The organism is Alteromonas naphthalenivorans (genome assembly GCF_000213655.1).
Classification (GTDB): Bacteria; Pseudomonadota; Gammaproteobacteria; order Enterobacterales; family Alteromonadaceae; genus Alteromonas; species Alteromonas naphthalenivorans.
The window spans coordinates 1396241-1409029 of sequence record NC_015554.1 but is presented as its reverse complement, the minus strand read 5'-3'; the positions used below and the strand labels follow the sequence as shown (position 1 = coordinate 1409029).

Annotated in this window: 7 protein-coding genes; 5 read left to right on the top strand and 2 right to left on the bottom strand. The window is 42.5% G+C overall.

Annotated elements, in window-relative coordinates; all coding sequences use genetic code 11:
- The first annotated feature begins 369 nt into the window (after positions 1-369).
- The 4 genes from AMBT_RS05995 (at position 370) to AMBT_RS05980 (ending at position 5671) form a co-directional block, all read left to right on the top strand.
- A complete protein-coding gene (locus AMBT_RS05995) occupies positions 370-1578 on the top strand; it encodes an aminotransferase class I/II-fold pyridoxal phosphate-dependent enzyme (RefSeq protein WP_013783698.1) in 1209 nt (402 codons plus the stop codon).
- Positions 1579-1771: 193 nt separating this feature from the next.
- Positions 1772-2947, top strand: coding sequence for a saccharopine dehydrogenase family protein (locus AMBT_RS05990; RefSeq protein WP_013783697.1), 1176 nt, complete (start codon positions 1772-1774; stop codon positions 2945-2947).
- A gap of 355 nt (positions 2948-3302) precedes the next feature.
- Positions 3303-5168, top strand: coding sequence for a peroxidase family protein (locus AMBT_RS05985; RefSeq protein ID WP_013783696.1), 1866 nt, complete (start codon positions 3303-3305; stop codon positions 5166-5168).
- A 239-nt stretch (positions 5169-5407) separates the two neighbouring features.
- Complete coding sequence (locus AMBT_RS05980) at positions 5408-5671, top strand: DUF7218 family protein (RefSeq protein ID WP_013783695.1); 264 nt, start codon at positions 5408-5410, stop codon at positions 5669-5671.
- Between the two features lie 156 nt (positions 5672-5827).
- Here the strand turns inward: AMBT_RS05980 and AMBT_RS05975 are convergent, their stop codons facing one another.
- Positions 5828-7012, bottom strand: coding sequence for a pyridoxal phosphate-dependent aminotransferase (locus tag AMBT_RS05975; RefSeq protein ID WP_013783694.1), 1185 nt, complete (start codon positions 7010-7012; stop codon positions 5828-5830).
- Positions 7013-7622: 610 nt separating this feature from the next.
- Entirely contained in the window at positions 7623-12041 is a 4419-nt protein-coding gene (locus tag AMBT_RS05970; RefSeq protein WP_013783693.1) for a hypothetical protein, read from the bottom strand.
- A gap of 180 nt (positions 12042-12221) precedes the next feature.
- Here AMBT_RS05970 and AMBT_RS05965 point away from each other — a divergent pair, with 180 nt between their 5' ends.
- Positions 12222-12647: a hypothetical protein gene (locus AMBT_RS05965; protein WP_232363195.1), complete on the top strand. Its 426-nt coding sequence runs from the start codon at positions 12222-12224 to the stop codon at positions 12645-12647.
- Positions 12648-12789 lie beyond the last annotated feature (142 nt).

The following is a 12789-nucleotide window of genomic DNA, read 5'->3' as shown; positions in this document are numbered from 1 at the left end:
TATTACTTTGTTTGTTTTCGACCAACACGACTGATTTCCTTTTAAATAACGCAAACGCTGTATTTTACTTTTTATATCATCTCAACTTATACCTCTTCTACCCTATCGTAAGTGTTTGATTATGCATATGGCTATTCATCGAAAAACACTGACTATTGCGTGAATTTTTAATGGGTAAAGCGCTAACCTAGTCGCTGATGGTAAATGCTGGTATTGATTGCTATTAAAAATCGCGACTAGAACCGCTATTGGTCATTACAGTTGGCTAACGCTACCTGCTTTTGCTATTAGATATGGCGACTTTGTTGGTAATTAGGTTTGCACAATTGATATAGTACGGGGCATTGTTACCCCACGTTGTAAGAAAGCATGTTGAAGTACGCTACTCGAGCCACCACCCTATCCCCTTTTTTAGCCATGGCCTATGGTGAGAAAGCCACTGCGCTGAGCAATCAAGGACACGATGTTATTCGGTTAAACTTGGGTGAGCCTGACTTCGGCGCGCCCACGCCGGTTGTTGAGGCCATGAAGCAGTCGTTGTCTCAAGCTGATTACCCGTATACTTCAGCATTAGGCTTGCCTGAACTTAGAAGCGCCATTGCTCAGTTCTATAAAACTCAGCACAACGTTGATATTCCAGCTTCGCGCATTGTAGTTACCGCTGGCGCATCAGCGGCGTTGTTATTGGTGAGTGCAGCGCTCGTTGAGAACGGCGATAAGGTAATACTTGGCGATCCTTCATACCCTTGTAATCGTCGATTTTTAAACACCTTTGGCGGCGAAGTTACGTTAGTGCCGACTTCTAGCAAGCAACAATTTCAGTTAACCCATGACGATGTAACACACCATTGGGATAGTAAAACCAAAGGCGTGCTTATCGCTAGCCCGGCTAACCCAACCGGCACCGCTATTGCAGAAAAGGAACTATATAGTATTGGTGAAACCTGCAAGCAAAATGATGGATTTCTTATTGTTGATGAAATTTATCTCAACTTAGATTTACGCGATAGCTCGCCTTCTGCTGCAAAGCAACCTGCCCCACTCAACACGGTTTTGGCGAATGAGCGCTTGCACAACAATACTATTGTGATTAATAGCTTTTCCAAATACTTCGGTATGACAGGCTGGCGCTTAGGTTGGTGTGTGGTACCCGAAGGTATGACCCAAGTTATGGAGCGATTAGCACAAAACCTATTTATTTGCCCCTCTACCCTAGCCCAGCAAGCTGCGCTAGCGTGCTTTACACCGGAGTCACTTGCCCAATGTGAACAGAAAAAAGCACAATTGCGCACACGTGCTACGTTTGTGCTGGACGCCATTGCAGACATGGGTTTAAGTATTGACGCGACACCAGATGGCGCGTTTTACGCGTATATCAATATTGAATCTACTGGCCTTACCGCCATTGAGTTCTGTGACCGTTTATTAGAAACCGAATATGTGGCATTAACACCCGGTGACGACTTTGGCGAACATAATGCTACTCGTTATGTAAGGTTGTCGTTTGCCACAGAGATAAGCCGTTTAAAAGAAGGCTTAACCCGCATGAAACGATTTGTTGAACCTTATATTCGCTAATCGCTGTTTATTCGCCTCTATCTATTTTGTTTTGGTAAGCACTGCGCATTGCATACTGGGTGGTAAATTACATGTGTATTCACACCCAAATCAATACTCAATTATTACCTAAAAAAATGATTTAACCTGAAGGGATTGCGTATATTGGTTGCACATAAGTCTTCCATGAAAAATAAAATAGGACACGATATTTATGAGTGATCAACGGGAATTTGATGTAGTAATTTTTGGTGCTACGGGCTTCACTGGTAAATTGGTAGCTGAATACTTCCAAAGCCAATATGGCAGCGACAGCAGCGTAAAATGGGCTATTGCCGGGCGTAACGAAGCCAAGCTTGCGGATGTTAAAGCAGAGTTAGGTATTAGCGATGATGTGGTAAGTATTATTGCAGATGGTGATGACAACGCTGCACTAGATTCGCTGACTAAGCGCACATCAGTGGTATTAACCACGGTAGGGCCTTATCAAATTTACGGTGAAAAATTACTCTCTGCCTGCGTTGACAACGGCACGGGCTATACCGACTTATGTGGTGAGCCTGCGTGGATGCACCAGATGATCAACAAATATGAAGCCAAAGCAAAAGACACGGGTGCCAATATTGTTTTTTCGTGTGGGTTCGACTCTGTACCTTTCGATTTAGGGGTTCACTTCTTACAAGAGCACGCTAAAAAGCAAACCGGCGCCGCGATTGAATACGTAAAAGGCCGTGTGAGAAAAATGCAGGGTACGTTTTCTGGTGGTACAGCAGCCAGCTTAAAAGCCACTATGGTAGCAGCACATAAAGACAAATCGATTATGTCTGCACTGATTAATCCGTTCTCGCTTGCAGATGCTAGCCAAAGTCACCCACAGCCAGATGGCACCAAGCCATACTACGACGAGTCTTTAGGTTCGTGGGCTGCGCCATTTATTATGGCGGCTATTAATACCAAGAACGTACACCGTTCTAATTACTTGGCAAACTTCGCCTACGGCAAAACCTTTCAGTATGATGAGATGATGCTTACTGGCCCTGGCGAGAAAGGCGAAGCGATGGCGAACCATGTTGCCCAAGACAAATCATTAGGTGGTGAGGGTGGCCCTAAGCCTGGTGAAGGCCCAAGTAAAGAAGAGCGGGAAAATGGGTTTTACGATGTTATGTTTATCGGTGAAGCAACTAATGGCGATACCCTTGCGGTATCAGTAACTGGTGACAAAGACCCGGGTTATGGCTCAACCAGCAAAATGATTTCAGAATCTGCCCTTTGCCTTTGTAAAGATGTGTCACTTTCTGGCGGCTTCTTTACACCTGCATCTGCATTGGGTGATAAGTTGATTTCTCGCCTCACTGAAAAAGCAGGGCTTACGTTTAACGTAGAGAAGTAAATTTCTTTTTTAAAGAAAAGCTTTTGAAACGCCGCTGCGGCTCGCTCTGCACGCGGCGTTTTTATTTATAAGCAGCCCTTCTACTGTTTTCCTCTCTGCCCATCTCAGTTACTCAAAGCAAAAATTGTCAACAAAGTGTAAAGGTTTGAACAGATTTCGTATTATTTACTCCTAATCTTTGAACAACAAGATGCCTGCCCCCTCGCCGATCCTTGCCCCGGTATGCAAACGTCTGAAGAAATTAAAAGTAATTATAAATGCTTCAAAGGATTTGAAGGTTCAAATAGCAATCAATCTCCCCCATTTTTTTCAACGAGCTTGATTGTTTTTTAAATTAGTAATTACAGGACATATTATGAAAAAATTAGCGTTTTTAGCCGTTACGTTAAGCAGCTTATATGGCTGCGGTTCGGACAACAACGACGATGAGCAATCCACTAATGCCACATTAACATCCCCTGATGTGGATACCATTTCTGATGCAAATAATGATGGAAACAGCGATGGAAATGATGGCGCCGACAACAATGAAAATACGGACAACAACAGAAACAATGCTGATAATAACCAAAGAGGCAGATCTGCACAGGGAATTGACGAAGATGTAGACCAACAACGTCAAAATAGTCGGGATAGAGAAGGAAGAGAAGATTTTGTTCTCAATACCCAAGGAGGCAGAGAAATACGCTCTTATGATGGCAGTAGTAACAATCAAGATAACCCCGATTGGGGTGTTACCTTTAGTCACCTGCAACGTATAGCGCCTGCTTTTTACACTGACGGCGTGTCAGAAATGGCCGGTCCAGCACAAAAAAGTGCACGTGAAATCAGCAACTTGCTGGTGATGCAGGCTGAGGGGGAAAGTATACCCAACACTTATAACACCAGTGATTACTTATGGCAGTGGGGACAGTTTATTGACCACGATATAAGCCTTACAGACGGAAGTACCTTAGAAGCGGAACACATCATTGTGCCCACAGGCGATGTATTTTTCGACCCTAACAGTACAGGGAGTGTCACTATTTCATTTAATCGTGCAATTTACGACCCAGACACAGGCACCGATGCGAATAACGTTCGTGAACAGGAAAATGAAATTACGAGTTGGATAGATGGCTCGATGATTTATGGCTCTGATTCCGAACGTAATGAAGCGTTGCGCGAAGGGGATCAATCGCCCTTCTTAGCCACATCTGAGAATAACTTACTGCCACGAAACCCTAACGGATTTCCGAATGCTAATGGCTTTGTATCTGACCCTAGCGTGTTATTTCTCGGCGGCGACGTTCGGGTTAATGAACAAGCTGTGCTTACCGCTATGCATACTATTTGGGTAAGGGAGCACAACCGCATTGCGACTATTCTACAGGCGCAACAGCCCCAATCAGATGTCGAAGATATATACGAACAAACTAGGCGTCTTGTTATTGCCAAGTTGCAGATAATTACCTACGACGAGTACCTACCTGCTTTATTGGGCGAAAACACAATGCCTGATTATCAAGGTTATGATGATGACGTAAATCCCACCACCTACAATGAGTTTTCAACTGCAGCCTATCGGCTTGGTCATAGCGAAGTCAGTGACAATATACTTCGCTTAGATGCCGACAATAATCCAATAGATGAAGGTAGTTTGGCGCTTCGTGATGCCTTTTTCACAGGGATAGGGCTGTACGTTGAAGAAGATGATATTGACCCTGTTCTTCGTGGCCTGGCAAAACAACGTCATCAAGCTATCGATATTAAAGTGGTAAATGGACTACGTAACTTTTTATTTGGTAGGCCTGGCAGTGGAGGCTTTGACCTTATCTCTTTAAATATTCAACGGGGGCGAGATCACGGGCTAGCATCCTATAATGATGTTCGGGAAGCCATGGGGTTAGAGCGTGCTGAATTTTTCAGTGACATTACTTCAAACACCACGCTGCAAACTGCACTGTCCAACGCCTACAATTCGGTTGATGATGTTGAGCTATGGATAGGCGGGTTATCTGAAGATCCTCAAATAGAAACGGGTTCTCAGTTAGGTGAATTATTTACTGCTATCAATGTTAAGCAATTCGACGAACTTCGCGAAGGTGATCGGTTTTGGTATCAAAGATATTTGACCGATGACGAGCTTGAAATGGTAGAAGGCACCACGCTAGCAGAAGTGATTCGAGCGAATACTAACATTGGTGACGAACTACAGTCTGAGGTTTTCTTTGTAGAGTAACGTATAGAACGCGGATTTACCCTACTTGCTTTATGGATGAAGGACGCAGTACTAAGACCCAAGAATAAGTAGGGTCTATTCCGCTTATTTGCTTATGTATTAGCTTCTGTATTAGCTCATTAACTTTTATCTATCAGTGCACCAAAATTGCCAAGTTGAAGTATAAAAAGTAAGGCTCAATTAACCTTATCGGCTTTTCTGCTACCTACCGATGAGAAAAATAAGCAAAGGAGATTACCATGGCCAAGCAACACGCAGCACAGATTAAGAACGACGACACGTATGAAGCGCTTCGGGATAAAGGCTACAGCAAAGAAAAATCAGCCAGAATTGCCAATGCGCAAGCTAACGATGAGCAATCGCCCTCGAAAAAAGGCGGTGAAAGTAAAAAATATGAAGAACGTACCAAGAAAGAGCTTTACGACAAAGCTAAAGAAGTAGGTATTTCAGGTCGCTCAACCATGAGTAAAAGTGAGCTTATTGATGCGCTACGACATCATTGATACAGCATTGAGGGTGCTTTATTAGAGAAAGTATATTTTGAATGCTAATGCGTATTAGTAAAGGTAGGGTTAAAAGCCGATGGTTTTGCTGTTGACGTACCCCATAGAGGTACCAACAAAACCACCAGCATTTAGTCTTTATATTCCGTTACAAACTTATGCTAAAACCGTTTTTAATGCTTTTACGCACGCATCCGTTTCTTCAGGAATACCTACACTAATTCGTGACCATGTGTCGTAGCCAGGCCATGTACGGCCAACGACTTTAATTCCTTGCGCCTTCATTAACTTTGCAAACTCGTCGTGTGGCATACCGGTATCCATATAGATAAAGTTGCCTTGCGGGTTTTTCGCATAAGCCTGGCCTAGTGATTCAGCGGCTGCCGTTAGCTTCTCACGTTCTACTTTTACCCTTGAACGCATAGTATTTAGGTTTGCATGATCTTCCATGCTTGCCATACCTGCTACTAATGCTAAGTAGTTCACCCCCCCCATACGCAACATGCCACCTAATTGCTTTGCTTGTTCAGCGGGTAGAATGGCATAACCTAAGCGTTGCCCTGCCATGGCATGAATTTTAGAGAAAGTGCGGCAAATAACCACATCATGCCCTTCGGCCACTAACTTTGATTGTACATTAGCGGGATAAGCGTCTGACATTTCGATATACGCTTCATCGATAAATACCTGCGCCTTTTTAGATACCCGTTTTGCAAACGCGGTGAGCTTAGCCGCATCTACCACGGTACCCGTCGGGTTATTAGGGTTACAAATATACACGGCAGTGGTGTCTTCAGTAACCGCAGCTTCAATCGCGTCTAAATCGAAATTCATATCAGCATCTAGCGGAACGTAAGTTACGTCGGCGCCCATGAATTCTGCGCCACGAGGTACACCCTCGTAAGTAGCCATAGACGTTACCAATTTATTACCGTTTTTTGTAATCCAATCGGCGTAGCCGAATAAGATGGGAGAAGATCCATTGGTAACAATAATTTGATCTTCAGATACCCCTTCTTGTGCAGCAATTTTGCTTTTAAGCACATCCACCGTTGCATCTGAATAGCGTGCTAAGTTGAATAATTCACCTTGCATGGCATCTACCGCTTTAGCTGAAGGGCCAAAGGCGTTTTCATTAGACGATAAACGAACAAGGCCGTCACTCACATTAGGGGTAGCTGAAGGAAAATGATCCGTTTTCATTCCTGCTGCGCTAAGTTCTTTAACGCTAGAGTCTACACATGCTGTTAGCGCAACTGCGCCAGCACCTAAACCAACTGACTTTAACCAATTACGACGTGATGAGTTAACTGATGGATTATTTTTTAATTCTTGTTTCATTTGCCACTATGCCTAATAAGTACACCGAACTTTAGATTAATGGGTAACAAGCGGGCATGCAAGAGAGAATTTTTAGTAACCCACTGAATTTATTGCACTTATTTAGTGCGCGCAATGCTCAAAAATGTACATCTCTTACTAACTGCTACATTGAGATTTTAATTATTCTTTAAATCAGATTTCGGACAATCCACATACAATGCGGTGAAAACCTGATATTTTGCTATAGCGGAGTATAAGGTTTTGTTACGCTAGAATTTCGTCCGTTTTTTACCAAGAAAGGGGATTAGTGACGCATTTTCGTCATTCACGTTTGACACTATTATCATAGAAATCAAAAGAAAATAGCCTATTTTAGCAGCAATGTTTTTATCGTCCTGACTACAAGCCTCCCTCTATTTTTTAAAATCTTTCGGCTTAAAAGACGCGCCTAAACATGAGTTGCAGTTCACTTTTTTGTATACTTTCCCCTATTAATCTGCTTGATCCCCAAGCTCATTTAAGCGCACCGAATACGATGAACACCATGCTACGTGTTGGTGCATTGTGGTGCATATGAAGATTTAGAAAAAAACGGCTTTTTCTGATCATCCTTCAGCATTTTTATTGATCAGTCTTTAGGTAATATCTCTAATGTTCTAAGGCTAGACAAATTCGTAATTAACATGGGTAATACTCCTAGCACTGCCGCTAATGTAGTAATAATAGAATCGAAGGCAATGTTTGCACTGAAAATCACTAACAGAAATAATAGCCCCACCAGCATAAATAATGGCGGTCGCAAATTATGCCAAATACTCGAGCGCGTTTCTTTAAGCCATACCTCAATGTGCTTCGCAGACTCTGCGCTCATGACAAATTGCCTGAAGCTCTCATTCACCAAGTGCCATCCGCAATCTCGATAAATTAGCCCCCTTCGTTGTAAATGACCAATAATTTCAGCACTGGCTGGGTTTAACTTGGCACCTTGGGCAAGCTGTAACAAAATGAGCCGTTCATTCGTGGTGCATTGCTCCCACCGCATGCGATAAGCAGGCCGGGCGTGGTGAACAAAAAACTCAACGATTTGCTGAGGAGACCAGTAATTGTCCAGTTTCAATGCGTGTTGCACCTCTTTTAGGTGAGCCACATTAACGCCATTCAGCGCAGACAATACTGCATCAATATTTTCTGCTGAGCGCTTTAGCTTTATTTCTAGATGGTAAATGAGAAACGCCCGTTGCACATCGAGTAAATCGGGCCAGTACGTAGATTCATGCGCCAGTACCGAAAAGGCGGTAGGCGATGTGGTGAGGGTATTTTTCTTACTGGCTACCCAATAATAATGTATATAAAAACTGCGAAGTAATTTGCTCCACTGCCATAACTCGTTTTTACTCGGTAAATGTTGAGTTTCAAACGCAGGGAAGCTCTCGGCGTGGCTAAGTAACTGCATCGGTGACATTTCAGATACTAATATCAAGTGACACTTGTGTTTTTGAAGGGTTTGAATAAGCTCAAATGCGGCATCCCGTTCGGCGTGATCAAGCAGTGCTTTGTTTAGCCCTTTTAAAATAATGGTTGGCGTATTTTCAAGTTCATCTATTTTTAATATTTTATCAAAATCGGGTTCTTTCACCCGAGTGAGCCAATCTTGAATGTCACCCACTTTATTCTCGAAAATGGTATATTCGTGGGCTAAAAATGCGTTTTCTAAGTCAGATTGGCTAAGTTGGCTAATAAACTGAACCTGCATACGTTCAGAGTGTTGTGGTGTAAGTTGTTTCCAAATGTACTCACTGTCTTCTGCTTCAGATGGAGGGCGCAAGCGATAGCTGTCAAAAATATGCTCACCTAACAGCTTGCGACTAATAAGCAATAGGGCTGCACAAAACACACTGAATACGAAAACAGCAGTAATCATTAGCACAGGTAAAATATAGAAGGCACTGGATGATCGCATGAAGCGTTGTGATGAGTAATGGAGTATATGGTTACTGGTTGTTTTTATGTCAGTCCCCGCTTTGAATCGATACTCGGCTGCAGAATCCGTTTGCAACGCTAAACTACTGACAATAGCGTTAATAAAAGTATCAGTGTTGTTGTTCAATACCGATGAATAGTCTTTAGCTTTATCTAATGTTACCCAATTCTCTCGTTCTAATGCCGGGAATATGGTCTTGAAGGGGATCTCGGGGTTAGCAGCTGGTAGCCCGTCTCTTGCGCTCAATGGCTCTTGATACATTAATGCTCGATACTGCTGGCTTTCCAATGAGACATGTTGCTGCATCTCTAATAGATGTTGGTTCTGGAAGGTTGCCTGCCCTTCTAGCATGTAGCTATTTACGCTATTCACTAATAGAACCGTAGGTACAACCGTAACAAGATAAATGCATCCCGCTAAATACCAAATGTAACTGTTCGGCACGCGACTACTCAACTCAGACAAACTACTGGGTTTTTTATCTGATTGAACAGCAATTCCCTCGCGGACTGATTTTATCCACATTAAGCAGGTAGAGAACAAAAATAATCCGATCCCTAATAGCGGAAAAAACAGCGAATCGTAGCTTGAGTGAGATACATGGCTGTTTTCAGTATTAGTGAAAACTCCCGATAAAAGCAGTAATGACAGCGAGGCGAAGCAAACCAACGGAATAAAGAACGGCATTCGAACTAATAAACCAGGCGTGCTTACGTATCGCCATGCTAAAGCCTTTAATGATAATTTCTTACCCTCTATTTCAACGGGCACAAAGATAAATTGCAAAATGATGAGCATGAACGTTAACGTAAAAGACAAAAAGGCCAACCGTGGAATAACGGTATCGATAATGCCAATGGTGAAAATTTGCATAGCGCAAGCAGACCAAATCCATAAGGCCAACCAGCGATAAGTTTTACGCTCTCCCCCTATGACATTTGCGTTAGGTGTAGTGCTATTTGGGTTAGGTATAGCGGTATTTTCATCATCGTACTGATAATGAAACAAACGCGCCCACACACCTTGTGAGCTAATGTATCGGCTAATTAGTACTAAGGGAATTAACAGGGTTAAGTAAAGGATAACTGCTAGAAACACCAGAAGCATATTAACCTGCGACGCTTCTTCTTGGTTGTAGAACACCACAAGCGCCCATTCAGGTATGGTAGAGTGCAATGGCCCAATAACCATGCTGTGTTCTTCTCCGCCATAATCTAACTGGAGCTGCGCGGGCTGGTCAATGTCTATATTCTGTAAGTTGGATAGCGTCGTTAAAAGCTGTAAATCGTGTCCGTTTTCAGCCACGAAATTCTCCACTAAACTTCGCTCTTCGTTACTGTGGTAGAGCACTTTCCCCACTTGGTCGATAACGGCATACCCTATATTTTTCGGCATTACGCGCTGATTTAAGCTGGTCAGTAGCGTACCTATAGAGCTTACACGCTTGGTTATTTCGCCGGTGCCATTTTCCCCATCTTTATCGATATGTTCGAAAACCAATTGGCTATTAAACCTTGCATCATCGATATTGCGTATTCGTTCAATGAAAAATTGCTGGGGTATAGCGTTAGTTGATTCAAGCAATTTTTCACAGCAAACTTTTCGCCTTGTAGTGTTATAGTGAAATTTACCAACAAGCTGTATGTCTAGGCGCCACAGACCTCCATTCCACGCTCGTTTATAGTACTCACGTTCATTTAGAGGTGTTTTTTTAAAGTTATGAAGGTTTTTATGCGGGCGAAAAATCATGTCAGGCCTGTTCTCTTTATAGCGACTCACCACACCGCTTTTGCCAAGCAAGAACCAGTTTTCAATAAAATAAGCGCTGGTATCAGCTACTGATTGCTCATTAATAAGCGAGCAATTCAATAAATCAGTCACGTTGACACTATTCTCGCTACCGCCTGAATCTACACAGCCTGAAATGACATCACTTTGGCTTCTCTTAAAATAACGAGAATCTAATAACAACAGTTCCGATAACTCTTTATCGAAATCTGAACTTATCATTTTGTGTATATGTGTGGAATCTAGGGTCTTTTGTTGAAGCCAATATCTAAAAAAAAGCTGATCGCTTATCGCAATCGTGGCAACTCCAACTAAAATAAATAACCCTAAAATACATTGGGTAACATCAGAACGCGTATAGCTATAGGTGGGAGCACAGTACTGAATTTTAAGAATAGGAAGTGTAGCAACGAGCAGTGTTAAAAAGAGTACTATCCATAACGCTGTATTGTTACCAATTTTAAGGTTATTGAGGACCACTTCTTTTTTTTCTACGAAAGCTAGCAGGTAGAGCGTCGTTGCGTCGTCTTCACCTCCAGTGTTTAAGCCAGTTATTGTAATGGGTTGCCGATAAACCCGAAGGTATAGCCCAGCAATTTGCCTATCTACAGAATCACTCGCCTTTAGATTACCTTTACTACCCGTTTCATTATTTTCTTGTTTGCCCAGTAATTCTTCTACGTTTGAAAAGCGAAGATCAGACAGCGCTTTTGCGAAATTACTATGTCTTTTTTCCGCAATGACCTCTCCATTCTCATCACTGATCACCAGCAATGGAAACGGGCTTAAATGATTCGAGATAAGGTCAGCGATGGGCACTGTTACCGTGTTATGCGCTACATGAACTTTAAAAATACGAGATTTTGCGTCAAATTCGCTGTTAACTTTATTTGCTTCGACCCTGGTGGGTTCTTCGGTACTAACATCATTTTCTACTTCATTTTTAGTGGTACTATTCACTATCACAAGGTGTTTAAAGTTTTCATTCGAACTAATACGCTTTTTAAACTCACTGACTTTTTCATTGCTATTGTGGCTCTCATTTCCACTTTCGTTTTTAGTTTCTTGAGGCTTAAACTCCTCTTTCACGCTTGTTAAAAGCATATCAATAGACTGCTGTAGGCTCTTGCCCGCCTCATTTAATTGCCGCAGGTAACCATGGTTTTGCTGAATTTCATTCTGTTGAATTCGAAGAAAGTAGTATGCAGAGCCCACCAAAATAGCAATGAGCAAAAGTAGGCTGTAACGTTTGAGGGCTTCATGTCTGCCTGTGTGCATAATCCATACATCCATGTCGAATTAAGATAAATAAGTATGGCTCACACAACCAAATTTGTACATTTTTTAAACAGTTTATTTATGACGACTTAAGCGATAAACAGAGATTTAACCCGTTTTGATCCATATCAACGCTATTTTGCCTGACATAAACCACACTACAGCTATCCCGAAACCAACATGACTACGTGTATGCTCTCGCTAGTAAATAACAGCAATACAAACCACGACATTCATCCTGAACATCATGGCTTGTATAAACTTAGCTTAAGCCCTAATGCGGATATTGCGGTGGCGAGCAAGCCAGTCTTTGGTGCGAGTATTACTTTTCACGCAGACCTACTCACTCACAACAGCTTCATTGTTAAACCTGACAATTTATTAGGATGGGTAGATATGGGGGGACTAGCTTATTTTACGATTTGTTCAGGCCAGCTTCCCCTAGGCGTCAATAACGTGAATGGCAATGCAACCACGCTACCTTCACAATTTATAAGCGCGGAAAATGGCATGCTGCGCTTCACGTCAGCACTTCGCATATACCTACTGGCAAAAAAGCCCAGAGACATTCAGGAACACGGGTTATGTTACTTCACCCCAGTATAATTAAAGACATAAAGCGACGCGCAGACAGATCAGCAAAAATGGTATTTCTTACTAAGGCTGCGCTATTAGCTACTGGCGCTACTTTTTTCGAGTTGTCAGCAGCTTATTCTCGGTTTCTTTAGGAACGCTAACGGTAGACGGC

Excerpts from the sequence above, each read along its gene's own strand:
- AMBT_RS05975 (WP_013783694.1), bottom strand. The coding sequence starts at position 7,012 with ATGAAACAAGAATTAAAAAATAATCCATCAGTTAACTCATCACGTCGT.
- AMBT_RS05985 (WP_013783696.1), top strand. The coding sequence starts at position 3,303 with ATGAAAAAATTAGCGTTTTTAGCCGTTACGTTAAGCAGCTTATATGGC.
- AMBT_RS05965 (WP_232363195.1), top strand. The coding sequence starts at position 12,222 with ATGACTACGTGTATGCTCTCGCTAGTAAATAACAGCAATACAAACCAC.
- AMBT_RS05970 (WP_013783693.1), bottom strand. The coding sequence starts at position 12,041 with ATGCACACAGGCAGACATGAAGCCCTCAAACGTTACAGCCTACTTTTG.
- AMBT_RS05990 (WP_013783697.1), top strand. The coding sequence starts at position 1,772 with ATGAGTGATCAACGGGAATTTGATGTAGTAATTTTTGGTGCTACGGGC.
- AMBT_RS05995 (WP_013783698.1), top strand. The coding sequence starts at position 370 with ATGTTGAAGTACGCTACTCGAGCCACCACCCTATCCCCTTTTTTAGCC.
- AMBT_RS05980 (WP_013783695.1), top strand. The coding sequence starts at position 5,408 with ATGGCCAAGCAACACGCAGCACAGATTAAGAACGACGACACGTATGAA.